Genomic DNA, 25,836 nt, shown 5'->3' on the forward strand with positions numbered 1-25,836 from the left:
TCAGCTCAGTTCCAATACATCCTTGCGCGTTGCCAGCGCCGCGATCACCCGGTCGACCATCTGCTCGATCGAGGTTTCACCATCCGAAATCACGCAGAGATCGGCCTCGGAGTAAAGCGGCACCCGCGCCTCATAAAGCGCGCGCAAGGTCGCACGCGGATCGGCGGTGCGCAGCAGCGGGCGGGTGTCCTTGTGCCGGACCCGATTCCACAGCACCGACAGATCGGCCTTGAGCCAGACCGACACGCCACGCTCGGAGATCATCCGGCGATTCGCCTCGGCCAAAAAGGCACCGCCACCGGTGGACAGCACGCAGGGCACCCCCTTGAGCAGCCGCCCGATGACCTGGCTTTCGCGATCGCGAAAGAACGCCTCGCCGTCACGCTCGAAAATCTCGGGGATCGACATGTTTGCGGCGTTTTCGATCTCGGCGTCGCTGTCCAGGAACGGCACGCCCAGCCGTTGCGCCAGGGCCCTGCCCACGGCGGTTTTGCCCGCCCCCATCATGCCAACCATGACGACGGTCTTGTGCAGCGCGGCCGCGCCACCATCTATTGTTTTGGCCGAGTTATGCTCAATTTTGCTCATTGTCCTCTGAATGACGTGATCTTGTGAAAAAGGCCAGTTATAACTTGGGCAAAAGAACGAAAGAGGCAGCGTGAAATCATGGGTCGTCTGATCAAATTCCTGGTCTACATTGTGTGTCTCAGTGCAATCGGACTGATCGGATATGCCTATCTGGGTCCGTTCTTCGGGGTCGATTTTTCGGCGCCGCAGACCGAACAGCGCCTGCCGGTGGTGTTGGATGCCGACTAGGGACAAGGCGATCCTTGGGCCTGTCGGGCTGGCCGCGCTTCTGTTCTGCTTGCCTGTATCTGGTCTGACCCAGCAGGCGCCCTTGTCGGCAATCGACTGGCTGGCCAACCCCGCCCCCCAGACCCTGCCAGGCACCGTGCTGCTGGAACCACCGGTTACACAGAGCGGGCTGCTGCCGCAGATCGAGGTTACCCCGCTCGAGGCGCTGCCAATGCCGCTGGGGCTGGTCTCGACCAAGCTGACCGGCCTGCCGCTGGACCTGTGGCAGGGCAGCGACCCGGTGCTGCTGGCCGAGCGGCTGATGCGGGTGCCGGTACGCGACAACCCGGCGATGCAGACCCTGCTCTATACGCTTCTCTTGTCGGAAACCCGCCCCCCCTATGCCAGCCCGCAGGCCGCGGAAACGATGCTGCTGGCGCGGGTCGACCGTCTGATGCAGCTGGGCGCGGTGGACCCGGCGCAGGCGCTGATCCAACTGGCGGGTCCCACCGCCTCGCAAGAGCGGTTTCGGCGCTGGTTCGACGCGACCCTGCTGACCGGGGACGAGGACAGCAGTTGCGCCGCGCTGGCCGCCAGCCCGCATCTGGCGACCGATTATGCGGCGCTGATCTTTTGCACCGCGCGCCGGGGCGACTGGACCTCGGCGGCGCTGACGCTGGAGACCGCGCATGCGCTGGAGCTGCTGCCGCCCGAAACGCTGTCGCTGCTCGACCGGTTCCTCAGCCCCGAGATATTCGAGGATCTGCCGCCGCCCCCGGCCCCCGCGCGCCCCGACCCGCTGACCTTTCGCCTGTTCGAGGCGATCGGCGAGCCTCTGAACACGTCGGGCCTGCCACGTGCCTTTGCCAATGCCGACCTGCGCGATCTGGCCGGCTGGAAGGCCCAACTGGAGGCCGCCGAACGTCTGACCCGCATCGGCGCGCTGACGCCCAACCAACTGTTGGGGCTTTACACCCAACGCAGCCCGGCCGCTTCGGGCGGTATCTGGGACCGGGTCGAGGCGGTCCAGCAATTCGAAACCGCCCTGCAAAGCGGCAGCGCCGAAGCGGTGGCCAAGACCCTGCCCATCGCCTGGGCAGCGATGCGTCAGGCACGGCTCGAAGTGCCTTTTGCCCAACTCTTTGCCGAGGCGCTGCCCCCGCTGGACGCGCCCGAGGCCGCCGCACTCGCCTGGCGCATCCGGCTGTTGTCCCCGGGTTATGAAACGGCGGCGCATGACCCCGCGGATACCAGCGGCGACCGCGCCTTTCTTGCCGCGCTGGCGCGCGGCGTTCCCGGTTCGGTCGCCCCGCCCTCGCCCCAGGCCGGGGCCATCGCGGACGGGTTCGACAGTTCCACCGCCCTGCCCCCTGAGATGGAGGCGATGTTGAGCGACGGTCATCTGGGCGAAGCGATTCTCGAAGCGATGGACCGGTTCGGCAGCGGCGCCATGGGCAATCATGACGATCTGGGCGTGGCGCTGGCCCTGTTCCGCCGTGTCGGGCTGGAGGACACCGCGCGGCGCGCCGCGCTGCAACTGATGCTGCTGACGCGGAGTTGACCGATGTCCACAGCCCCTGCCCAACCGCATCAATGGATCTCGACCTTTCTCGACGCGCAGGCGGCCGAACTGGGGGCCGCAAACAACACGCTGCTGGCCTATGGCCGCGACCTCAAGGATTTCATCGAATGGCTTGAGCGGCGCGGCGTCACGCTGGGCGGGGCCGACCGCGATACGGTCGAGGCCTATCTGGTCGATTGCGACGCGCAAGGACTGGCCCGCGCGACCCGCGCGCGGCGGCTGTCGGCGATCAAGCAGCTATACCGTTTCGCCTTCGACGAGGGCTGGCGCGCGGACAACCCCGCCATCCAGATCAAGGGGCCCGGGCGGCTGAAATTGTTGCCCAAGACGCTTGAGGTGGTCGAGGTCGACCGTCTGCTGGAGGCCGCCCGCCAGACCGGCCGCACCAGCGCCGACCGGCTGCGCAATACCTGTCTGATGGAACTGCTTTATGCCACCGGCATGCGGGTCAGCGAGCTGGTCTCGCTGCCCGCGTCGGCGGCGCGGGGCGATCCGCGCATGCTGCTGGTGCGCGGCAAGGGCGGCAAGGAACGCATGGTACCGTTGTCGCCGCCCGCCCGCGCCGCGCTGGCGGCCTGGCTGACGGTGCGCGACGCCGCCGAAGAGGACGGCGCCCGGCGCGGCAGCGCCCGCTCGCCGCATCTGTTTCCCTCGCGCGGGAAATCGGGTCATCTGACCCGTCACCGGTTTTACCTGCTGATCAAGGAACTGGCCGTCGCCGGCGGTGTGTCGCCCGACAAGGTCACCCCGCACACGCTGCGCCATGCCTTTGCCACCCATCTGCTGGCCAATGGCGCCGATCTGCGCACCATCCAGACCCTGCTGGGCCATGCCGATGTCTCGACCACCGAGATTTACACCCATGTTCTGGACGCAAGGCTGGCCGAACTGGTGCTGGATCACCACCCGCTGGCCCGCGACGACAAGACCGATACCGACTGAGGCCTTGATCGCGCCCCCCTCCGACCCCATAACGGATGCCAGTGAAACAAGTTTTCAGGACCGATGGACCCCTCTGCCCCCGCGCTCGACAGCGCCTTCTGGATCACGACCGGCGCGATCCTGTTCCTGCTCATTCTCTCCGGCTTCTTCTCGGGGTCTGAAACCGCGCTGACCGCCGCGTCGCGCGGCAAGCTGCGCAGCCAGGCCGACAAGGGATCGAAAGGCGCGGAAAAGGCGCTTGCGATCACCGATGACAATGAACGGCTGATCGGTTCGGTCCTGCTGGGCAACAACCTGGTCAATATCCTTGCGGCCTCGCTGGCCACCGCCCTGTTCACCCGCGCCTTTGGCGAAAGCGGGGTGGCGCTGGCGACGCTGGTGATGACGCTGTTGGTGCTGATCTTTGCCGAGGTGCTGCCCAAGACCTATGCCATCACCAATGCCGAAAAGGCCGCCGCGGCTGTGGCGCCGATCATCGGCGTGGTGGTGATGGTGTTTTCGCCGGTGGTGGCCTTGGTGCGGCTCTTGGTGCGCGGGGTGCTGCGGCTGTTTGGCGTGCGCATCGACCCCGACAGCCATATCATGGCGGTGCGCGAGGAGATCGCCGGCGCGCTCTATCTCGGCCATTCCGAGGGCGTGGTGGAAAAAGAGGACCGCGACCGCATCCTGGGCGCGCTCGACCTGGCCGAGCGCACGGTCGAGGAAATCATGCTGCATCGCTCGAATATCGTGATGCTGGATGCCGATGCCGAGCCCGAAACCATTCTGGAACACTGCCTGCAAAGCCCCCATACCCGCCTGCCCGTCTATCGCGGCGAGCCCGAGAACATCATCGGCGTGGTCCATGCCAAGGACCTGTTCCGCGCCATGTATGCCCAGGTTGGCGGCAGCGAGGGTCACACCGCGCGGCTCAAGGATTTCGACATCACAAGGGTCGCCAACGCGCCCTATTTCGTGCCCGAGACCACGACGCTCGACGACCAGATGCGCGCCTTTCTGCGCATTCGCAGCCATTTCGCGCTGGTGGTGGACGAATACGGCTCTTTGCGCGGGCTGATCACGCTCGAGGATATTCTCGAAGAGATCGTGGGCGAGATCACCGACGAATTCGACCCCGATGCCGAAATGCCGGTGACCCGTGGCGACGATGGCCAGTTCCTGGTCGAGGGCGCCATGACCATCCGCGACGTGAACCGGGCAATGGACTGGTCGCTGCCCGATGACGAGGCCAATACGGTCGCCGGACTGGTCATTCATGAGGCACAAATGATCCCGACCGTGGGTCAGGTCTTTGCCTTTCATGGCTTCCGCTTCGAGGTGACGGGCCGCGAGGGCAACCGGATCACCGGGCTCAAGATCCGCCCGCTATGACCCGCGCGGGCCGGATCCGGGGCTGGTTCGACGCTGTTGTCCTCGATCTGGGCCGGCAGATGCGCTGGTCTTTCCTGCCGCCGCTGATGGTCTATTTCGCCGCCGGGGCGCAGGGGCTGACCGCCGTTGTCGGCACGTTCTTCGTCAAGGAATATCTGGATGTCTCGGCGGCCTTCATCGCCGGGCTTGCCTTCTGGGCCGGACTGCCTTGGGCGCTGAAGATGCCGCTGGGCCATCTGGTCGACCTGATCTGGCGCTGGAAGGCCTGGCTGATCTATCTGGGCGCGGCGCTGATCGCGGCCAGTTTCGCCATCATGTATGGGCTGGCCACCCGGGCCGACTGGATGCCGGGCATCATGTCGGTCACCGCCTGGTATGTATTGGCGGTGCTGCTGGCCCCCTGCGGCTATGTGGTACAGGACGCGGTCGCCGATGCCATGTCGGTCGAGGCGGTGCCGCGGCACGATGCGCAAGGCGCCGAGCTGTCGCCCGAGGTGCAGCGTGCCCAGCACACCACCATGCAGACACTGGGACGCTTCGCCCTGATCGGCGGCGCCAGCGCGGTCGCCGCCCTGAACATCGTTCTGTTCGACGGGATCGAAACGCTGGCCCCGGCCGAGAAAGCCGCCCGCTATGGGCATATCTATGCGCTTGCCCTGCTGATCCCCTGTATCTCGATCTCGGGTGTCCTGCTGGCCGGCTGGCAAAAGCGGCGCACCATTGCCCGGCTGACAGCGCAAGGGATGGACCGGGTGCGCGCGCTGGCCACATTCGACCCCGAGGGCGAGAAGGTGCGGCTGAACCACTGGTATTTCACCGGCGGCGCCATCTTTGTCGCGATGACGCTGACCGTCGGGCTGATGGACCTGCCGTTTTCGCAAGAGATCGTCTTTGCCGGATCGATGGCCATCGTGCTGACCCTGATGCGGCAACTGGTGCGCAATCTGGATCAGGCGCATGCACGCGCCCTGATCGGCACCGCGATCATCGTCTTCATGTTCCGCGCCATGCCGCTGAACGGTGCGGCCTCGACCTGGTTCGATATCGACGTGCTGGGCTTTGACCAGCAATTCCTGTCGCTCTTGTATCTCATCACCTCGGTTCTGACCCTGGTGGGCATGGTGGTGCTGCGGCCGATGATCGCCTCGCGCACCATCGCCGATATCGTGATCCTACTGACGCTGGCGGCGGGGGTGTTGTCGCTGCCCGGGATCGGGTTGTATTATGGCGTCCACCACTGGACCGCCGCCATGACCGGCGGCATTGTCGACGCGCGGTTCATCGCAATCGTCAACACGGCGGTGGAATCGCCGCTGGGTCAGGTGGCGATGATCCCGATGCTGGCCTGGATCGCGCGCAATGCGCCCGCCAATCTCAAGGCAACGTTCTTTGCGGTCATGGCCTCGTTCACCAATCTGGCCTTGTCCGCGTCGAGCCTTGGGACCAAGTACCTCAACCAGATCTATACCGTCACCCGTGAGGTCCGCGCCGAGGACGGCACGGTGACGGTTCCGGCGGATTACACGCAGCTTGGCTATCTGCTGATGACGGTGGCAGCAATCACCGTGATTGTCCCCCTGCTCACCGTCTGGCTGGTGCAGCAGAGCCGGTTCAAGAGCCGCGACTAGCCCGTTCCAGCCGCTCACGGTCTTCGGCCGCGCTCAACCCCGCGAGCCCTCGCGCCAGGCTGCGCGCGGCAGAACGGCGGGCAGCTTGTTCCAGTTCACCCGCGCTCCGCGTGCCTATCGCCGCCAGCGCCCGCTGCAGCGCAAGTTGCACTTCGATATTGGTGGCGCCGTCGCGGGCGATCCGGTCAAAGGTTTCGGCAAACAGGGCATCGGGCGGAAGCGGCCGCAACCAGACGCGGTCGCAAGCCGGGGTTTTGTCGTTCTGCTCGCCATTTGCCAGCAGCACCAGAGAGGACAGCCGGTCGACCACGGTGATCGCCGTCGATGGATCGTTGATCCCCGGCGACAGCGCCCGGCAGGCCATGTCGCCCAGTACCGACAGGCCGAACAGCGGGTCCTGCACGAATGTGCGCGCGCCCTCGATCGCAAAGGCGCGGCAGGCTTCCCCGGCGACCTCAGCGTCCAGATCGCTGCAAGCGAACCGGGCCAGTTCCTGCCCCTCCTGCACGTAATCGCCGACATAAACAGTGACATAGACCCGGGTTTCGGCCCTTTGGGCCAGCTCTTGCAGCATCTCGACAAAGATCTGCTGGACATATCCGGGCTGCGGCGCCCGCAGGATCTGCCCGCCCTCGGGCAGATCCGTTTGCTCGGTGAGCGCGTGTGCCCCGTAACAAGGCGTCTTTGCCAGTGCCCGCAGCGACACCGCCGCGCGACGTTCAACCTGGGCCAGGGTCTCGCCGAAACTGCCCAGATCCTCCAGATGCGCGATCCAGCGGATGATCGACACCACGATCAGGGCAATGACCAGCATCGTCATGGCAAACAGCGCCACGCTTTCCTGTTCGCCAAAGATCGGTGTGCGCCGCAGCACCATCCCGGACATGGAGAACAGATAGGCGCCGACAAAGACGGCAAGGATCGAATGGGTGGCGGTATCGTCCTTGAGGATCACATGGGTGCGCGGCCCCCATTGCGACCAGGCCGCACGATGGGCGCCGGTCATCACCGTCAGCGAAAAGGTGGTCACCGCCAGCATACTGGTCGCCAGCGTCGCCAGGATCGGGTCCACTGCCGCCGCGCCGATGCGGTCGGCCAGCCCCGGCGGGATCAGATCACCCAAAAGCGCCGCCAACGGGACCGACAACAGGCTGAGCGCGGCGATCAGAATAATCCGTACATAGAGCAGCCGCAGCATGCGCCGGGCAATATTCAGGAGTTTATCTCGCAAATCGCCCTCTCGAACCGGCTGTACATTTCATTTGCGACACATCCCGTCGCAGAGCGACAAGAACCCGCGCCATATCTGCCCTGACTGATAGGTCAGACCTGTCCCTAGACTAGCGGAGACTGAAATGAAAACCACCACCCGAGTGGCCGTCATCGGCGGCGGTGTTGTCGGCTGTTCCGTCCTCTATCACCTGACCAAGCTGGGCTGGTCCGACGTGATGCTGATCGAGCGGTCCGAGCTGACCTCGGGCTCGACCTGGCATGCGGCGGGCGGCTTTCACACGCTGAACGGCGATACAAACATGGCCGCGCTTCAGGGCTATACCATCCGGCTCTACAAGGAGTTGGAAGAGATCACCGGCATGTCCTGCGGGCTGCACCATGTGGGCGGCATCACGCTGGCCGACAATCGGGACCGGTTCGACATGCTGCTGGCCGAACGGGCCAAACACCGGTTCATGGGGCTCGAGACCGAGATTGTCGGCCCCGAAGAGATTGCCAAGATCGCCCCCATCACAAATCTGGATGGCATCATCGGCGCGCTTTACGACCCGCTCGACGGGCATCTGGACCCGTCCGGCACCACCCATGCCTATGCCAAGGCCGCCCGCATGGGCGGCGCCACCATCGAAACGCACTGCATGGTGCGCGAAACCAACCAGCGCCCGGACGGCACCTGGGACGTGGTGACCGACAAGGGCACCATCCACGCCGAGCATGTGGTCAACGCAGGTGGCCTCTGGGCGCGTGAAGTGGGCGCGATGGCGGGCGTCTACTTCCCGCTGCACCCGATGGAGCACCAATACATCGTCACCGACGATATTCCCGAAATCTATGAGCGCGGCAGCGAACACCCGCATGTGATGGACCCCGCCGGCGAAAGCTATCTGCGGCAAGAGGGGCGCGGGCTGTGCATCGGGTTCTATGAACAGCCCTGCAAGCCCTGGGCGGTGGACGGCACGCCCTGGACTTTCGGTCATGAATTGCTGCCCGACGACTTTGACAAGATCGAGGAAAGCATTGAATTCGCTTATAAACGCTTTCCCGTTCTGGCCAGCGCCGGGGTCAAGTCGGTCATTCACGGCCCCTTTACCTTTGCCCCCGATGGCAACCCCCTGGTGGGGCCGGTGCCGGGCATGCGCAACTATTGGTCGGCCTGCGGTGTCATGGCGGGGTTCAGCCAGGGCGGCGGGGTCGGCCTGATGCTGGCGCAATGGATGATCGAGGGCGAACCCGAGCGCGACGTGACCGCGATGGATGTGGCGCGCTTCGGCAGCTGGATCAGCCCCGGCTATACCCGCCCTAAGGTGATCGAGAACTATCAGAAACGGTTCAGCGTCTCTTACCCGAACGAGGAACTGCCCGCCGCCCGCCCCAACCGCACCACGCCGATGTATGATATCTTTTCCGACATGGGCGCGGTCTGGGGCCAGCAATTCGGGCTGGAGGTTGCCAATTACTATGCCCAAGGCGACGAGCCGACCTATGAAACGCCCTCCTTCCGCCGCTCGGACGCGTTTGCGGCCACCGGCCGCGAGGTGCGCGGTGTGCGTCAAGGCGTGGGCATCAACGAGGTCCACAACTTCGGCAAATACATGGTGACGGGCCCGCGCGCGCGCGCCTGGCTCGACCGGATCATGGCGGGTCGCATCCCGGCGCCGGGGCGGCTGTCACTGACGCCGATGCTGAGCGCCAAGGGCAAGCTGATCGGGGATTTCACCGTTTCCTGCCTGAGCGAGACCGAGTTTCAGCTGACCGCCTCCTACGGGTCGCAGGATTATCACATGCGCTGGTTCCAGAAACATCAGGAAGACGGCGTAACCATCGAAAATATCAGCGACAAGCGCAACGGTTTCCAGATTGCCGGGCCAAAGGCACGGGCAGTTCTGGCCGCTTGCACCCGCGACGATGTCGACAGCCTGCGCTTCATGGATGTGCGGCGGATGGTGGTGGGCATGACCGACTGTATCGTGCAGCGGGTCAGCTATACCGGCGATCTGGGCTATGAGATCTATTGCGATCCAATGGCGCAGCGCCAGCTGTGGTGGACCCTGTGGCAGGCCGGGCAGGACCACGGCATGATCCCCTTTGGCATGCGCGCGATGATGAGCCTGCGGCTGGACAAGTTCTTTGGCTCGTGGCTGCGGGAGTTCTCTCCCGACTATACCGCCGCCGAAACCGGGCTGGACCGGTTCATCGCCTTCAAGAAAGAGGCGGATTTCATCGGCCGCGCGGCCGTCGAGGCGGAGCGCGCCGCAGGCCCTGCCCGCCGGCTCTGCGCCTTTGAGGTCGACGCCGACGGCGCCGATGTCAATGCCTATGAACCGATCTGGCTGGAGGGCGCGGTGGTGGGCTTCTGCACATCGGGCGGCTATTCGCATCACGCGGGTAAATCGGTCGCACTGGGTTTTCTGCCGGTCGAGCGCATCGCCGATGGGCTTGCGGTCGAGATCGAGATCCTGGGCCAGATGCGCCCCGCGCGGGTGATCAGCCAGCCGCTTTTTGACGCGGATGGTGCGCGCATGCGCGGGTGACAACTCCCGCGTCAGGCGCCAGAGTTGCGGCATGAAGCCGATTCCCATCCTTTTGCTGGCCGCGGGCCGGTCCCGTCGCATGGGCGGGGCCGACAAGCTGATGCAAGAGATCGACGGCATGCCGCTGCTGCGCCGGACCGCCTTGCGGGCGCTGAAAGTGGCACCGGTGATCGTGGCCGTGCCGCCGGCACCGCATCCGCGCCATGTCGCGCTGGCGGGGTTGCCCGTTGATATCGTCGAGGTGCCCGATGCCGACGAGGGCATGAATGCCAGCCTGCGCCGCGCAGTTTCGGCGTTGCCGGACGAGACGCCCGCAGCCATGGTTCTGCTTGCCGACCTGCCCGACCTGACCAGTGACGACCTGACGCTGGTACTGGGCGCCATAGATTTTTCGACGAAAAATCTCATCTGGCGCGGGGCGACCGCATCGGGCCATCCCGGCCATCCCGTTGTATTTCACCGGGCCTTGTTCCCCACGCTTCTGGAACTGACCGGCGATACCGGGGCGCAATCGGTGGTACAGGCGCATCGCGACCGGCTGGTGCTGGTCCCGTTGCCGGGCGCGCATGCCCGCACCGATCTGGACACGCCCGAGGCCTGGGCAAACTGGCGCGCGAAACGGCAATAGGCGAGGCGCGAAAACCGCGCCCCGCCCTGCCCGCGCGCCCCGAGACCGCGCGGTTCAAGCTGCATATTCGGGGAGGCCGAAGCCCGCTGTTACATCAGCAGGCGGGCTTCATGTTTCTTCAGCGACCGGCGCGCGGCGGCATAGGCCTCGACACCTTCGCGGGTCTTCAACTCGGGGAACAGTTCGAGCAGTTCGTCGCGCTGTGCATCGGCAAGACCGGCCAGCGACAGATCGCCCGGCTGGAAGCTCTCGGTCCAGGCCCCGTCCGACAGCACCACTTCGTGCTGGTCGAACATGAAGTGGATATAGGTCACTTCCGAGATCTCGACGATGTCGACCCCTTCGAGCCCGATCAGATGCTTGGCCGCGACCAGAACCTCGCGCTCTTCGAAGTAGAGCGCCGTCTTGTCATTGGCCACCAGGATCCGGTGGTTGGGGCTGACGATCATGTCCCGCTCGGGCAGGCCCCCACCCAAGGCACCCTGACGGATCAGCACCGGGTTCAGGTGACCGGCACGGGCCAGTTCTGCGCCGCTCAGCGTGCGGGCGCCGACCCAGCGGATTTCCTGGATACCGTTGTCGCGGGTGATCACCCGGTCTCCGACTTTCAGCTCCTCGACCAGACGCTCGCCCTTGGGGGTTGCGATCTTGGTGCCCGGCGTGAAGCAGGGCAGGATGACCGTCTCGATCTCGCTGAATGTGGTGGTGCCGGTTTCGGTGCCACCCGCATCGAAGTAGCGCACGATGCCCGCCTCGGGGTCGCCCGCGTCGTATTCGACGGTGACCGAACCACCGGGAGCGGCAGCATTGGTCAGGTCGAGCACGTCCTCGTCCAGCCCGTCGGCATCCTCGCCGCCGATGATGACCTCACCCTGACCGACATTGACGAACCGGTCGTCGCCAAAGCCGCCGCCCAGGATGTCACCGCCATCGTCAGGGTTCTCGTTGCTGCCGGACAGGGTATCGTCGCCTTCGCCGCCGAACACGATGTCGCGCCCCGCGCCACCATCAAGCGAGTCGTCGCCCTCTCCGCCGTCGATGGCGTCGCCACCCTCTTCGCCGAACACGGTATCGTTGCCCGCGCCGCCGAACACCACGTCAGTGTCCAGACCGCTGCGGACCAGATCGTCGCCGGCACCGGCCAGCACCACATCCTGCTCGTCGACCAGCGGCGGCACGGCGTCGTCATTGTCGACCATGTCGCCTTCGGGATCACCGGTATAGGCCAGGTCAATGGTGTCATTGCCCGAGGTGCCGTCAACGATGCCGTCATAGCTGTCCGGCGGGGTCGGGCCGCTACCCGGCGGCGGGGTCGGGCTTCCGCCCGGGTTTCCAACCACCAGCACATTCTCGACCTCCGAGAACTCGGCGGTGCCGGCCACGGTCAGATCGGGGTTGTAATAGGTGATGGTTCCGGATTCGCCGGTCGGGTCGGTCTGGTCATAGTCGACCACGGCCAATCCGGTCGCGACAGCCACGTCAAAGTCGTTGCCGCCTTCGCCGCCCACGATCGTGTCGCCGATCCCGGCACCGATCGTGTCGCGGTCGTCGTCACCGTAAAGGACGTCGGCCTCGGACCCGCCCAGGATCACATCGTTTCCGGTGCCGCCGTGGATCTCGTCCTCGCCGTGCCCGCCCAGCAGGGTGTCATTGCCGTCGCCGCCTTCGATGCTGTCCTGATCAATCCCGCCATCGACCAGGTCGTCGCCCGCACCACCCAGGATGGTGTCGTTGTCGTCCTGACCATAGAGCGTATCATTGCCGTCGCCGCCGTCGATGAAATCGAGCCCGTTGGTGGTCTCGGGATCGGCGGGGCCATCAGTGCCATCGTCACGGATGTTGAGGTTGTCCGGGAAGCGCGGGTCGAGACCGCCATAAACCACGTCGTCGCCGGTACCGGCCAGGATCGAGTCCGCGCCCTCGCCGCCCACGATCATGTCCGCGCCGTCGCCACCCTCGATGGTATCGTCATCCAGGCCGCCGTCGATCGTGTCGTTGCCGCCACCGCCGGTGATCCGGTCGGTGTCGTCCCCGGTGAGGATCATGTCATTGCCTTCGCCGCCATCGACGGTGTCGCGGTCGTCGTCGACAACCGGATCCGCCGGAACCGCCGGCAGGCCGTTATACGAGGGGAAGCCGCGATCGGGCAGATTGCCCGACAGGCTGCCCGAGGTGTCGATCACATCGTCACCATCGCCACCCTCGACGCTGTCATTGCCGTCGCCGCCGGTCAGCGTGTCATCGCCGCCCTGGCCGATCAGCGTGTCGTCGCCCTCGCCCCCGGTCAGGCTGTCATCGCCATCAGCACCGGTATCGGCGTTGGGCACATCGAAATAGACATCCGAAACGGTGATCTCGCTGGGGTTCACACCGGCCTGGGCATGTTCGATGGTCAGACGTGCCACCGGGCCCGGAATGGTCACCAGGATCGAGTAGTTCGCGTTGTTGGCCCCGGCATAGCCGCCGTCGCCGGTGGCGGTCTCGTTGCCCGGCACGCCGTCGGTATCGCTCTCGGTGACATTCAGGCCACCGGCGATGTTCACCGTGATCGGGTCGCCGTTGACGTCAAAGGCCTGCACGCGGGCCTGACCGTCGCCGTCGATATCGTTGATGCGGAACGAGACATTGGTGACCGGGTCCGAGAAGTCGAGCTGATAGCCCGCGGTATTGGTCTGCCCGTTCAGTTCCGACTGCATGGCGCTGTCGTCAACGGCATCGGGACCATTGGTGTCGATATTGCCGACATATTGCTCTTCGGTCGAGAACTCGGTGGTGACGGCCGGATCGGCGCTCAGAACCGAGAAGGTGACATCGACACCGCCGGTGGTCTGGGTAAAGCCACCGCTCAGGTCGTCGCCATCATCCACATCGCCGCCGTCATCCGGATCGGGGGCACGGAACCATTCGAACACTTCGCGGGTGCTGCCGCCAGCGCCACCGCCCGGCGCGTTGTCATCGCCGATCAGCAGGTCGTCGCCGGACTCGCCGTTCACCGTGTCGCTGCCGCTGCCGGCATAGACGGTGTCATCGCCCAGACCCGCGTCGATGCTGTCATCGCCAGCGCCGCCGTCGACCACGTCATCGTCGGGGCCATGGGTCGGGTCGACCGCGTCGCCGCCGTCGATCACGTCGCCTTCGGGATCACCGGTATAGGCCAGGTCGATGGTGTCGTTGCCGGGGGTGCCGTCAACGATACCATTGGGTTGGCCGATCACCGGTGCATCCAGCACCGCCACATAGTCGACACCGCCAAAGAAGTTCTGGTCGAAATCGCCCGCCGTTGCCTCGCGGGCACCGATGGCAAAGCTCTGCTCGCTGCCGGTGGTGACGTCGAGCGTCATGCCGGTCTGGTCGCTGGAGACGGTGGTTTCGGTGCCCTGGGTCTCGTTCTCAACACGCATGTCGAGCCCGTTGTCGGACCAGGCATAGGTCACGGTGACCACATCGCCGATATTGTAGAAGTTGGAGCCGGTGCTCAGGACCTCTTCGATCCCGTTCGAGCGGTGCAGAACCTCGACCACGCCGTCATTGGTCACGCGAACCTCGAAATAGCCGCTGTCGGCCCCCGAGGTGGTGCCGGCGCCATCATCGACATTGCCGGAATCTTCGGCGCCGCGGCTGACCACGGTATACGGGCCGGTGCCGGGATGGCCAAAGACGCGGAACGAGGTGATCAGAGAGCCTTCTTCCAGGTCGAATTGATCGTCATCGCCATCATTGACGTCCATCCGCTGATCCGGCTGACCGGTATACATCCAGCCCGCGCTGAAGTCGGGGCTGTTCACCGGAGTGCCGTCCTGCGCGATCCCGTCCCCCAGGCCGGTGTCGTTGGTTTCCGCACCGGGGCGGAAATCCCACAGACCAATCAGGTTGGCCGAATACGGATTGTCAAAGTTCGTCGCCATACCAATCTCCTTCCCGGCACACCTGCACCGATCGCGTCCCTACGCGAAAAACCTACGTTAACCGGGCGATGACAAGGCCAGTCGCGACTGCACCACTTGTGATCCCGGTCGGGCAGAGAAAGCTGGCGTAACGCCAAGCGGCGCCGTTTCGATACGCCGCGACGCATCGGGTAAACCTTCGCCACAAACGACCGCAAAGCCGTTGCGCGAACGCGCATCTTTCCCGCGTCTTCAAGACGCCAAGTTGTGCGGTCGCCCCCGTGACCAACAGACATCGCCCCCCCAGTTGGGCTGCATCTATAATTACCGGAGGCTTCGAAGTGGACAAAGCGAAAAAAGGTCTAAAATTCGCCCTATTCCGATCCGGACACGCGTCTGACCGTCTGAGACCGACCCGGCATATCAACTCTTGGTTGATTATTGTTTCACAAGCCTCATCTCGCAAATCGGGACATCGCCCTTGTTTCCTGCGCAGAACCCCGGTTTGCTTCGGTTGGCGTGTCGCCGCTCACCGAGCAGTTGTTTCTCTTTCGAGAACAGTACGCAACCACCAGCACCGGTACCAGCCGCTGCACCCCCCGCCACATTCCCGCCATATTTGCAAACGGGTCAGTGATCAATCGTCCCTGTTGGTAAAGTTCTTTGAAGGAACGGGAACAATCCCGCGTGAGAATTGCTCGAATCAAGTTCAATTTATCCACATCGGCATGATCCGCCGCCCCGTATGCCGCCAGCGATCGGTGAAGACGGATTAAGAAATCTTAATCCCTGCCTCAGCCCCATCTCAGAATGCCCGGCTATCTCTGTCTCGAACCCGGCCCGGACCGGACATCGAGACAGGAGACCAAGATGAGCATTCGCATGTCCCGCAAGTTGACCCCCTCGCTTCCCAAATGGGCAGCCGCCCCCGCATTGGGCGCGCTGTTGATGGCCACCAACGCCCTGCCCGGCCATGCAGACGCGGCGCTGGCCGATCTGGTCGAACAGGTCGCCCCCAGCGTGGTCACCGTGCTGGCCAGCCAGGACGCCGCACCGCGCCCGACAGGCACCCAGCCCTCGCCCTTCGAAGGCACCCCGTTCGAGGAGTTCTTTCACCAGTTCAGCGGCCCGCGCGGCATACCGATGCCCGATAGCGGCCCGCGCCAGGGGCTCGGCTCGGGCTTCATCCTCGATGCTGAGGGCTATATCGTCACCAACAATCACGTGGTGGACGGCGCCGACCGGGTAACCGTTCGGCTGAGCGATGACCGTGAGTTCACAGCCCAGGTGGTCGGCACCGACCCGCTGACCGATCTGGCGCTGCTGCGGATCGACGCAGGCGAGGCGCTGCCCGCCGTCACGTTGGGTGACAGCGACGTGATCCGCGTGGGCGAGGATGTGGTGGCCGTGGGCAACCCCTTTGGCCTCAGCTCGACCGTGACCACCGGCATCGTCTCGGCCAAGGGGCGCAATATCTCGGACGGACCCTATGCCGAGTTCATCCAGACCGACGCCGCCATCAACAAGGGCAATTCGGGCGGACCGCTGTTCAACATGGCGGGCGAGGTCGTGGGCGTGAACTCGGTGATCTATTCGCCCTCGGGCGGTTCCGTGGGGCTGGGCTTTGCCGTCACGTCGAACATCGTCGATCACGTGATTTCGGACCTGCGCGAAGACGGTCGGGTCGATCGCGGCTGGCTGGGCGTGTCGATTCAGAACCTTGGCGCCGATATCGCCGCCGCGCTGGGCCTTGACGGGACCTCCGGTGCGCTGGTGTCCGAGGTCGTGGCCGATGGCCCCTCGGACGGCACCCTGCGCCCCGGTGACGTGATCGTCGCCTTCGAGGGCAAGCCGGTGCGCAGCAGCGCCGACCTGCCCCGGCTGGTGGGCGCGACCGAATCCGGAACCCGCGCCAGTATCCGGGTGATGCGCGATGGCAAGGCGCAGGATATCACCGTCACCATCGGCACCCATCAGGCCAGCGCCGAGGTGATCCCGGCCAGCGCCGACGGCCCCGCCGACGCGCCCGGCCTTGGCCTGACCGTCTCGCCGCTGAGCGAAGAGGCCCGCAAGGGCGCCGGGCTGGACAGCGACACCGGCGGCGTGCTGATCACCGATATCGCGCCCGATGGCCCCGCCGCCCGCGCCGGCCTGCGGCCCGGCGACGTGATCCTGCGGCTGGGCGGCGCCGACACCGCCAGCCCGGCGGCGCTGAAACAGGCGCTGGAAAGTGAAAAGACCGATCCGGCGCTGATGCTGATCAACCGGGGCGGCAACCAGATCTTTCTCGCGGTCAAGATCACCTGACCGACAGGTCGCTGACCCGGCCGTGCCCCCGCACGCCGGGTCTGGATCCGGGCCATGTTATGTGCCTTTCGGTCCCGGATCTGCCGGGCGCGTCCCATCCGCGCCCGGCACGTGCATTTGCCGCCTCGCCCCTGTATATCCATCAGAAAAGAGGACCATTGAGATGAGCCGACGTGTGCTGATCGTCGAGGATGACCCCGAAACGCGCGACTTCCTCGCCAAGGGTTTTGCCGAGGAGGGCTTTGCCGTGGAATGCGCTGCCGACGGGCGCGATGGCCTTTATCACGCCACCGATGGCGGCTTTGACGCGATGGTGCTGGACCGGATGTTGCCCGGGCTTGACGGGCTGGCGCTGATCAAATCGGTGCGGGCGGCCGGACTGAACACCCCGGTCATCATGCTGACGGCGATGAGCGCGGTGGACGAGCGCGTCAAGGGGCTGCGCGCCGGGGCCGACGACTATCTGGTCAAGCCGTTCTCTTTTCAGGAGTTGCTGGCCCGGGTCGAGGCGCTGCTGCGCCGCCCGCAGGACACGCAAGAAGCCACGACGCTGACCTGTCGCGATCTGGAGATGGACCTGATGCGCCGCAAGGTGACCCGCGCCGGGCGCGAGATCACCCTGACCCCGCGCGAGTTCCAGATCCTCGAATTCTTCCTGCGCCGCAAGAACCGGGTGATCACCCGCACCATGCTGCTGGAGGGGGTCTGGGATTACCATTTCGACCCCAACACCAATATCGTCGACGTGCATATCTCGAAGCTGCGCCGCCAGATCGACGAGGGCGCCGAGGTGCCGCTGATCACCACGGTGCGCGGTGCGGGTTACATGATCTCCGATGGCTAAGCCTCTTGTCCTGATGCGAAATGCCCGCACCCGGCTGGTGCTGCTCAGCATGGTGCTGAGCACGGCGATGACGGTGGCGGTGCTGGCACTGGTCTATGTCACCGCCAACCGGACCATTGCGGGAGAGACCCGCTCGGTGGTGACCGCCGAACTGGCCGGGCTGGCGGATGAATACCAGCGTCTGGGCGTCATCGGCCTGCTGACCGCGATCGAGCGGCGCAGCCAGGACGCCAGCGAGCGCGATGCGCTTTACCTGCTGACCGATCGCGGTGGTGCGGTGCTGGCGGGAAATCTGGTGCGCTGGCCGCCCGGCGTGACGGCAGGCAGCGGCTGGATCGAACTGGATCTGATTCGCACCGAATCCGGTGAAAGCGTGCCGGTCTCGGCCGCCTCGATCCGCCTGCCCGGCGGCGAGGGGCTGCTGGTGGGGCGTGATGCCTCGGCCCGGCGGCAATTCGACCGGGTGCTGCTGCGTTCGGTCGGGCTGGCACTGCTGGCGGCGCTGGCGCTCAGCCTGCTGACCGGCTGGCTGCTGACGCGGCTGGTGTTCTCGCGGCTCAAGGACATCTCGCGCACCGCCGGAGAGATCGTCTCGGGCGATCTGGGCCGCCGCATCCCGCTGCGCGGTACCGGGGACGAGTTCGACCGCATGGCGGCAACCCTGAACGAGATGCTCGACCGGATCGAGGAACTGGTGGGCCATCTGCGCACCACCTCGAATTCCATCGCCCATGACCTGCGCTCCCCCCTGTCGCGTCTGCGCCAGCGGGTCGAGACGCTGACCGACCCCGACCGCGACCCTGACGAGCGCGGCGCCGACGGCGCCCGCGCCTTGGCCGAGGTGGACCACCTGTTGCGGGTCTTTTCGCAACTGACCGAGATCTCGCGCGCCGAGGCGGGGCTGGGGCGCGAAGAATTCGAACCGGTGGACCTGGCCGCGCTGGCGCGCAATCTGGGCGAGTTCTATGAACCGCTCGCCGCCGAGACCGGCGTGACCCTGACGGTCGAGGCCAAGGCCGCGACCCTGCCCGGCCACCCGGCACTGCTGGCGCAGGCGCTGTCCAACCTGCTCGATAATGCGCTGCGTTATGCGCCCGCGGGCAGCGCGGTCTCGCTGACCCTGTCCGAGATCGGAACGAACGTAGTGCTGGCTGTGCGCGACCAGGGTCCCGGTGTGCCCGAGGAGGACCTGTCGCGCCTGGCCCAGCCTTTTGTCACGCTCGACCCGTCGCGCACGGGCGGCAATTCGGGCCTGGGCCTGGCGCTGGTCGCCGCAATCGCCCGGATGCATGGCGGCAGCTTCGAAGCGGAAAACCGCGCGCCGGGGCTCGAGGCGCGTCTGACCCTGCCGCGCGGCGCCTGAGCCGGCCCTGCCCGCTCATAGGCGCGCGGGCAGTTCCGCATAGCCGTGGAACCGAATGCGCCCGCCGGGCACACGGCCGTCCAGCAACTGGTAGTCGGGAAACCGCTCCAGCAGCCGGCCCAGTGCGATCCGCCCTTCGAGCCGGGCGAGCGTCAGCCCGACACAGACATGCGGCCCGCCAGCAAAGGCCAGATGGCGGTTCGGCTTGCGCGCGATGTCGAACCGGGTCGGATCGTCGAACACCGCCGGGTCGCGATTGGCCGCCCCGATGCACAGATGCAGGTTGGTCCCCTTGGGCAGGCGAAGCCCGTCCAGCTCGATCTCGGCGGTGGTCTCGCGATTGCCCAGCTGGTTGGGCGAGCGGAAGCGCAGAATCTCTTCGACCGCCGAGGGCAGCAGCGCCGGATCGCCCAGCAGCCGGGCGCGTTCCTCGGGGTAGTCATGCAACAGCGCCAGCCCGTTGCCGATCAGGTTCGAGGTGGTCTCGTGACCGGCATTCAGGATGAAGATACAGTTTTGCAGCAGCTCGATTTCCGACAACTGCTGATCAGCGCCCTCGCCTCGAATGAGCCGGGTCAGCACATCGGTTTCCGGGTCACCCGGTTTCGCGCGGCGCCGCGCCACCAGATCCTCGAGATAGGTCTTGAACTCGGTCACCGCCTGCTGGCCCTGCGCCAGTTGATCTTCGGTCAGCTTCGGTTCCAGCGCGCCCAGGATGATCAGCGACCAGTCGCGCAGCGGCCCGCGCTCGTTCATCGGCACATCCAGCAGGTTGCCGATGATCTGGATCGGAATGGTCGAGGCGAAATCGGCGATCAGGTCCACCCGGTCGCGCCCGGCCATTGCGTCCAGCAGGTGATCCACCGTCTCGATCAGCCCCGGTTCCATCCGCGCAATGGCGCGCGGCGTCAGCGCCGAGGTCATGATCTTGCGCACCCGCGTGTGCAGCGGCGGGTCGTTGAACACCAGCGAGGTGGTGTGATGTTCGAACAGTGGCGAGCCGACCCCGAACTTGGGACCAAAGGCCGCCTTCTTGTCCGAGGAATACAGCGTTGTGTCGCGATAGATGCGGTCCAGATCCGCATACCGGCTGAGCAGCACCGACCCGTCCGGTTGCAGCAATACCGGCGCATGGGCCAGAAGCGCATCGTAGAACGAAAACGGATCCTCCAGAAACCCGGGCGGCGGCGCTGTCAGGTCCAGCTTACCGATCTCCGCCGCCGTCAACCCATCGCTCATTCCATTCCTCCCTCTGGTTCTTCGGGCCATGACGTGCCGCACAGCCTGTCGACACGATAGAGAGGCGCGCGGCTGCATGCCAGATGGCCACCTGCGGCGCGGGCGCGCAGGCCGCCCCAGACACCTGCCGGTGACATGCCGCGCGGCGGAGGCTATGGTGCCGCCATGACCGATCCCGTTTCCTCGATCCGTAATCTTGGCCCCGCCATGGACGAAGCCTGTGCCCGTGCCGGTATCCACTCGGCCGAAGAACTGCGCGCGCTGGGCGCCGATGCGGCCTATGCCCGGCTGTTGGCCGCTGGCAGCAAGCCGCATTTCATCGGCTACTATGTCCTCGTGATGGGCCTGCAAGGCCGCCCCTGGAACGATTGCAAGGGCAAGGAAAAGACCGAACTGCGCGCCCGTTTCGACGCGATCAAGGCGGCAACGAAGCCCGCCCCGGCCAGCAAGCTGGTGGCAGAACTCGACGCTCTGGGCGTCCGTGTCCGCCCCGAGGATCTGCGCCCGCAATCCTGACGCAGATCTGCTCTTTCCTCTTGCCGCAAATATCCCGGGGGAATCGCGCCGCTGGCGCGATGGGGGCAGCGCCCCCCAACCCCGCCCGACAAAAAAGCCGCCCTCGAAACCGGGGCGGCTTTTCATGTTCGTTCAGGTTCGCAGACCGGCGGCTTAGCCGACCAGTTCGATACCCGAGAAGAAATAGGCGATCTCGACCGCGGCGGTTTCAGGCGCGTCCGAACCGTGGACCGAGTTCTCACCGACCGACTCGGCAAACTCGGCGCGGATGGTGCCGGGGGCCGCGTCGGCGGGGTTGGTGGCGCCCATCACTTCGCGGTTCTTGGCAATGGCGTTCTCGCCTTCCAGCACCTGCACCACGACCGGGGCCGAGGACATGAATTCGCACAGCTCATCATAGAACGGGCGCGCGGCGTGCACTTCGTAGAACTTGCCGGCCTGTTCCTTGGTCATGTGGATGCGCTTCTGCGCGACGATGCGCAGGCCCGCTTCCTCGAACTTGGCGTTGATCTTGCCGGTCAGGTTGCGGCGGGTTGCATCGGGCTTGATGATCGAAAAGGTGCGTTCCAGTGCCATCGGGGCTCTCCTTGAATCTGGCGGCGCGCCTTTCGCGCCGGATGTATCGCGCGCCGCCTATCATGATGGAACGCACAAGGAAAGTGCCATGATGGCAAATCCGGACCCGGATACGGGGATTGTCGGGTCAGGTCTCGGTCAGAGGGTCGCGAAGGTCGACCCAGCGTGTGTAGAGCGCGGCGACAAGGCTGAGCAGGCTGGCGGCCAGCATCAGTCCAAGCACGGCATAGGGTGCGTTTCCTGCGTTCACCACCACCCCCGTCGCCGTGGTCAGCGCCGCCCCCAGCGCCACGGTCAGCGCGCCTGACAGGCCCGAGGCACTGCCCGCCAGATGCGGGCGCACCGACATCAGACCGGCATTGGCATTGGCCAGCGTCAGCCCGTTGCCAAAGCCCACGAATATGGCCGAGGCAAAGAATACCCAGACCGATCCCAGACCGACAAGAAACAGCACCAGCCCCAACAACGGCCCCAGGCTCGCCACCCAGCGCCCGGCCACGATCAGCGGCATCAGCCCCACACGCGGCGCGATGCGCCCGGTGACGAAGTTGCCTGCCATGAACCCCAGGGTGATGATACCGATGCCAAGGCCCAGCATCGCCGGGCTGAGGTCGAACGCAGCCGCCGCGACCATGGGCGCTCCGGTGATGAAGGCGTAAAAGCCCCCCACCGAGAAGGCGGCACACAGGCTGTAGCCCCAGAACCGGCGTGATCCGAACAGCTCGGGGTATTGCCGCATCTGCGCCCCGAAGGTGGCCGAGCGGTTCTGGTTCGTTTCACCCATATCCGCCCAGACGAGCGCCAGCATTCCGAATCCCATGACGGCATAGAGAACAAACCCGGCCCGCCATCCAAACAGGCTCTCCAGCACGCCACCCAGCATCGGCCCCAGCATCGGCGCCAAGGCCATCGCCATCGACAATTGCCCCAGCCGCGCCGCCGCCTGTGACGGCGGGTAGAGATCGCGCAGCGCCGCCCGCGGCAGGACCTGCCCCGCGATCACCGCGCCCTGCACCATACGGAACCCGAGAAAGACCCAGATATTCTCGGCCAGCGCGCATCCGACCGAGGCCAGCGCGAAAACACCCATCGACCACAACAGAACCGGACGCCGCCCATAGCGGTCGGACAAGGGGCCCATGATCAGCTGCAACACCCCGGTAACGATCAGGTATCCGGCGATCGACAGGTTCGCCAGCGCATAGTCCACCCCGAAATCCGAGGCGATATGCGCCAGCGAGGGCAGGAACATGTTCAATGTCAGGACCGCCAGCGCGGTGGCCAGAACGAGCGTGATGAGATGCGGCGGGTTGGTGGCGGGACGCATGGGCGGGATCCGGCGGATGGGGCGGTCTCTCTGCGCTATCACGGTCGCGCGCGCCTGACCATCCCGGCAACGGGCCCAAGCCGCTGGCGGCCCTCTCACCTGTCTGTTATGAGCGCGCCCATGTTGAGGATCGATAACATCACTTACGCGGTCGAGGGCCGGCCGCTGTTCGACAGCGCCAGCGCCGTCATCCCCGATGGCCACAAGGTCGGACTGGTGGGCCGCAACGGCACCGGCAAGACCACGCTCTTTCGCCTGATCCGGGGCGAGCTGGCGCTCGAAACCGGCGAAATCGCCCTGCCCCGCCGCGCCCGCATCGGCGGCGTCGCGCAAGAGGCGCCCGCCTCGGACGTGTCATTGCTCGACACGGTTTTGGCCGCCGATACCGAACGGGGCGCGCTGATGGCCGAGGCCGAAACCGCCACCGACCCCACCCGCATCGCCGAGGTGCAGACCCGTCTGGCCGATATCGACGCCTGGAGCGCGCCCGCGCGCGCCGCCTCGATCCTCAAGGGGCTCGGGTTCGACGATGACGAACAGCTCAAACCCTGCTCTGATTTCTCGGGCGGCTGGCGGATGCGGGTGGCGCTGGCGGCGGTGCTGTTTTCCCAGCCCGACCTGCTGCTGCTCGATGAACCGACCAACTATCTCGACCTCGAAGGGGCGCTGTGGCTGGAGAGCTATCTTGCGAAATACCCACATACTGTGATCATCATCAGCCACGACCGCGGGCTGTTGAACCGTGCCGTGGGCGCGATCCTGCATCTGGAGGATCGCAAACTGACCCTCTACCAAGGGCCCTATGACCAGTTCGCCCGCCAGCGGGCCGAAAACCTGGCCCAGGCCCAGGCGATGGCCAAGAAGCAGGAGGCGCGCCGCGCGCATCTGCAATCTTATGTCGACCGCTTCCGCTACAAGGCGGACAAGGCCAAGCAGGCACAGTCGCGTCTGAAGGCGCTGGCCCGGATGCAGCCGATCAGCAGCCCGCAAGAGGCCGCGCTTCGTGCCTTCACCTTTCCCAAGCCCGAGGAGATGTCGCCCCCGATCATCCATCTCGAAGGCGGGGTGACGGGTTATGGGCAGACCGAGGTCCTGAAACGTCTGAACCTGCGGATTGATCAGGACGACCGGATTGCGCTGTTGGGCAAGAACGGTCAGGGCAAATCCACCCTGTCGAAACTGCTCTCGGACCGGCTGCCGCTGATGGCGGGGCGGATGACCCGCTCGCCCAAGCTGCGCATTGGCTATTTCGCCCAGCATCAGGTCGATGAGCTCTACGTTGATGAAACCCCGCTCGACCACCTGCGCCGCCTGCGCCCCGGCGAGACGCCCGCCAAATGGCGGGCGCGGCTGGCGGGGTTCGGCCTTGGCCCCGAACAGGCCGAAACGGTGGTGGGGCGGCTGTCGGGCGGACAAAAGGCGCGACTGAGCCTGCTGATCGCCACGCTTGATGCGCCCCACATGCTGATCCTCGACGAACCGACCAACCACCTCGATATCGAAAGCCGCGAGGCGCTGGTCGAGGCGCTGACCGATTATACCGGCGCGGTGATTTTGGTCAGCCACGACATGCACCTGCTCAGCCTTGTGGCCGACCGGCTGTGGCTGGTTTCGGACGGGTCGGTGAAACCCTTCGAGGGCGATCTTGAGGCCTATCGCGACTTCCTGCTGGCGCGCGACAAGCCGGAACCAGCCAAACCGGCCGAGGCCAAGCCCAAGCGCGCCAGTCGCGACACGGTTCTGGCGCTGCGGGCCGAGCTGCGCAAATGCGAGGAGCGGGTCGAGAAACTGTCCGAGATGCACGAGAAACTGGCCGCCAAGCTGGCCGATCCCGCGCTTTACGCCGATGACAAGGTCGCTGATCTGGAGGTCTGGAACCGCAAATATGCGGAACTGAAAGACGCGATGGAGCGGGCCGAGACCCTGTGGATGGACGCACAGGAGAAGCTCGACGCGGCGCAGGCGACATGATCGTCCGGCAGGCAGAGGCAGCGGATGCCGCCGCGATGAGCGCGGTGCTGCAACCGATCCTGACCGGCTGGAACAGTTCTCGCCGGGGCGATGCCGCAACCGTTCTGACCCATTACATCGCCCATCCCGACCAGCTGAGCTGTGCCGTGGCCTGCGAGGGCGAACGCATCCTCGGTTTTCAGTCGCTGAAGGTTGCGAGGGAGCAGAACGACTATGACCTGCCCGCCGGCTGGGGCATCATCGGCACCTATGTGGCGGGCGATGCGGGCCGCCGGGGCATCGGGCGGGCTCTGTTTGGTGAAACACTGGCCGCGGCGCGCCGCGCCGGGCTGGCCCATATCGACGCCACCATTGGCGCCAGCAACGCCCAAGGGCTGGCCTACTACACCGCTTTGGGCTTTCAGACCTGGCGCGCGCTTGACGGCGCCGTGGGCAAGCGGTTCGACCTGACCGCACCCCAGCAGACGGAGGGGACATGATCGACACCGCCTTTCTGATCACCGCCTTCACCACGCTGTTCGTGGTGATCGACCCGCCCGGCCAGACGCCGATCTTCATGGCGCTGACCCAGGGCATGGACAGCCGCACCAAACGCGCCATCGCGCTGCGCGCCTGCCTGACGGCGGCGGGAATCCTCGCCATGTTCGCGGCCTTTGGCGAAGCGGTGCTGGGCTTTGTCGGCATCTCGATGCCCGCCTTTCGCGTCGCGGGCGGCGTTCTCCTGTTCCTGACCGCGCTCGACATGCTGTTCGAGCGGCGCACCAAGCGGCGCGAGGACCGGGCCGAGGCCGAGGAACATGCCGATCCGTCGGTGTTCCCGCTGGGCATTCCGCTGATCGCCGGTCCCGGCTCGATCGCCACCATGATCCTCTTGGCGGGACAGCATCCGGGCGCCGAGGGGTTGGCCACGGTGATCGGGGTGATGCTGGCGGTGCTGGCGGTGGTGCTGTTCCTCTACCTGATCTCGGGCCTCCTGGGGCGACTTCTGGGCAAGACCGGGCTGAACGTGGTCACCCGCCTGTTGGGCATGCTGCTGGCGGCGCTGGCGGTGCAGTTCATCCTTGACGGGCTCAGGGCCTTTGGCTTTGCCGGCTGACAC

20 protein-coding genes are annotated in these 25,836 nt (G+C 65.7%); 14 read left to right on the top strand and 6 right to left on the bottom strand.

Annotated features, from left to right (window positions below; translation table 11 throughout):
- Complete coding sequence (locus AC2FLM_RS17805) at nt 1-588, bottom strand: shikimate kinase (RefSeq protein ID WP_496859337.1); 588 nt, start codon at nt 586-588, stop codon at nt 1-3.
- A 78-nt stretch (nt 589-666) separates the two neighbouring features.
- On the opposite strand from AC2FLM_RS17805, the gene AC2FLM_RS17810 reads away from it, so the two are divergent.
- The 5 genes from AC2FLM_RS17810 to AC2FLM_RS17830 all read left to right on the top strand — a co-directional run bounded on the left by AC2FLM_RS17810 (nt 667) and on the right by AC2FLM_RS17830 (nt 6,318).
- Nucleotides 667-816: a hypothetical protein gene (locus AC2FLM_RS17810; RefSeq protein ID WP_234145033.1), complete on the top strand. Its 150-nt coding sequence runs from the start codon at nt 667-669 to the stop codon at nt 814-816.
- Complete coding sequence (locus AC2FLM_RS17815) at nt 806-2,356, top strand: hypothetical protein (RefSeq protein WP_496859338.1); 1,551 nt, start codon at nt 806-808, stop codon at nt 2,354-2,356. The genes AC2FLM_RS17810 and AC2FLM_RS17815 overlap by 11 nt, the downstream gene beginning before the upstream one ends.
- A gap of 3 nt (nt 2,357-2,359) precedes the next feature.
- Entirely contained in the window at nt 2,360-3,319 is a 960-nt protein-coding gene (locus AC2FLM_RS17820) for a tyrosine recombinase (RefSeq protein WP_496859339.1), read from the top strand.
- Nucleotides 3,320-3,382: 63 nt separating this feature from the next.
- Nucleotides 3,383-4,690, top strand: a complete 1,308-nt coding sequence (locus tag AC2FLM_RS17825; RefSeq protein ID WP_234221418.1) for an HlyC/CorC family transporter — start codon at nt 3,383-3,385, stop codon at nt 4,688-4,690.
- Nucleotides 4,687-6,318 (top strand): MFS transporter, encoded by a 1,632-nt coding sequence (locus tag AC2FLM_RS17830; protein ID WP_496859340.1) that lies wholly within the window; start codon nt 4,687-4,689, stop codon nt 6,316-6,318. Before AC2FLM_RS17825 ends, AC2FLM_RS17830 begins: the two co-directional genes overlap by 4 nt.
- On the opposite strand, the gene AC2FLM_RS17835 is transcribed toward AC2FLM_RS17830, so the two are convergent.
- A complete protein-coding gene (locus AC2FLM_RS17835) occupies nt 6,302-7,549 on the bottom strand; it encodes a DUF2254 domain-containing protein (protein WP_496859341.1) in 1,248 nt (415 codons plus the stop codon). The two genes, AC2FLM_RS17830 and AC2FLM_RS17835, sit on opposite strands and share 17 nt — an antisense overlap.
- A 124-nt stretch (nt 7,550-7,673) precedes the next feature.
- Between AC2FLM_RS17835 and AC2FLM_RS17840 the strand changes: the two genes are divergently transcribed.
- Together AC2FLM_RS17840 and AC2FLM_RS17845 are read left to right on the top strand one after the other, a co-directional pair.
- Nucleotides 7,674-10,082, top strand: coding sequence for a GcvT family protein (locus AC2FLM_RS17840; protein WP_496859342.1), 2,409 nt, complete (start codon nt 7,674-7,676; stop codon nt 10,080-10,082).
- Nucleotides 10,083-10,113: 31 nt separating this feature from the next.
- Nucleotides 10,114-10,710: a nucleotidyltransferase family protein gene (locus AC2FLM_RS17845; RefSeq protein ID WP_496859343.1), complete on the top strand. Its 597-nt coding sequence runs from the start codon at nt 10,114-10,116 to the stop codon at nt 10,708-10,710.
- An 89-nt stretch (nt 10,711-10,799) separates the two neighbouring features.
- Here AC2FLM_RS17845 and AC2FLM_RS17850 read toward each other — a convergent pair whose 3' ends face one another.
- Nucleotides 10,800-14,615: a Hint domain-containing protein gene (locus AC2FLM_RS17850; protein WP_496859344.1), complete on the bottom strand. Its 3,816-nt coding sequence runs from the start codon at nt 14,613-14,615 to the stop codon at nt 10,800-10,802.
- An 849-nt stretch (nt 14,616-15,464) separates the two neighbouring features.
- Here AC2FLM_RS17850 and AC2FLM_RS17855 point away from each other — a divergent pair.
- The 3 genes from AC2FLM_RS17855 to AC2FLM_RS17865 all read left to right on the top strand — a co-directional run bounded on the left by AC2FLM_RS17855 (nt 15,465) and on the right by AC2FLM_RS17865 (nt 19,108).
- Entirely contained in the window at nt 15,465-16,901 is a 1,437-nt protein-coding gene (locus AC2FLM_RS17855) for a DegQ family serine endoprotease (protein ID WP_496859345.1), read from the top strand.
- Between the two features lie 163 nt (nt 16,902-17,064).
- A complete protein-coding gene (locus AC2FLM_RS17860; RefSeq protein WP_234166332.1) occupies nt 17,065-17,745 on the top strand; it encodes a response regulator transcription factor in 681 nt (226 codons plus the stop codon).
- Nucleotides 17,738-19,108, top strand: coding sequence for a sensor histidine kinase (locus AC2FLM_RS17865; RefSeq protein ID WP_496859346.1), 1,371 nt, complete (start codon nt 17,738-17,740; stop codon nt 19,106-19,108). Before AC2FLM_RS17860 ends, AC2FLM_RS17865 begins: the two co-directional genes overlap by 8 nt.
- 15 nt (nt 19,109-19,123) lie before the next feature.
- Here the strand turns inward: AC2FLM_RS17865 and AC2FLM_RS17870 are convergent, their stop codons facing one another.
- Entirely contained in the window at nt 19,124-20,347 is a 1,224-nt protein-coding gene (locus tag AC2FLM_RS17870; RefSeq protein WP_496859347.1) for a cytochrome P450, read from the bottom strand.
- Between the two features lie 165 nt (nt 20,348-20,512).
- On the opposite strand from AC2FLM_RS17870, the gene AC2FLM_RS17875 reads away from it, so the two are divergent.
- Complete coding sequence (locus tag AC2FLM_RS17875) at nt 20,513-20,863, top strand: TfoX/Sxy family DNA transformation protein (protein ID WP_496859348.1); 351 nt, start codon at nt 20,513-20,515, stop codon at nt 20,861-20,863.
- Between the two features lie 153 nt (nt 20,864-21,016).
- On the opposite strand, the gene ndk is transcribed toward AC2FLM_RS17875, so the two are convergent.
- Both ndk and AC2FLM_RS17885 read right to left on the bottom strand, forming a co-directional pair.
- The gene (ndk, locus tag AC2FLM_RS17880) at nt 21,017-21,439 is read right to left on the bottom strand and encodes a nucleoside-diphosphate kinase (protein WP_093027089.1); all 423 of its coding nucleotides are present in this window, start codon (nt 21,437-21,439) and stop codon (nt 21,017-21,019) included.
- A 127-nt stretch (nt 21,440-21,566) separates the two neighbouring features.
- A complete protein-coding gene (locus AC2FLM_RS17885) occupies nt 21,567-22,766 on the bottom strand; it encodes a multidrug effflux MFS transporter (protein ID WP_496859349.1) in 1,200 nt (399 codons plus the stop codon).
- A gap of 120 nt (nt 22,767-22,886) precedes the next feature.
- Between AC2FLM_RS17885 and AC2FLM_RS17890 the strand changes: the two genes are divergently transcribed.
- Genes AC2FLM_RS17890 through AC2FLM_RS17900 form a run of 3 tightly spaced genes read left to right on the top strand, consistent with a single transcriptional unit; the run spans nt 22,887 to nt 25,833 of the window.
- On the top strand, nt 22,887-24,737 hold the full coding sequence (locus AC2FLM_RS17890; RefSeq protein ID WP_496859350.1) for an ABC-F family ATP-binding cassette domain-containing protein: 1,851 nt from the start codon (nt 22,887-22,889) through the stop codon (nt 24,735-24,737).
- Nucleotides 24,734-25,216, top strand: coding sequence for a GNAT family N-acetyltransferase (locus AC2FLM_RS17895; RefSeq protein ID WP_496859351.1), 483 nt, complete (start codon nt 24,734-24,736; stop codon nt 25,214-25,216). The genes AC2FLM_RS17890 and AC2FLM_RS17895 overlap by 4 nt, the downstream gene beginning before the upstream one ends.
- The gene (locus tag AC2FLM_RS17900; protein WP_234145018.1) at nt 25,213-25,833 is read left to right on the top strand and encodes a MarC family protein; all 621 of its coding nucleotides are present in this window, start codon (nt 25,213-25,215) and stop codon (nt 25,831-25,833) included. The genes AC2FLM_RS17895 and AC2FLM_RS17900 overlap by 4 nt, the downstream gene beginning before the upstream one ends.
- The last annotated feature ends 3 nt before the right edge of the window (nt 25,834-25,836 follow it).

The organism is Ruegeria sp. SAZD011 (assembly GCF_059612545.1).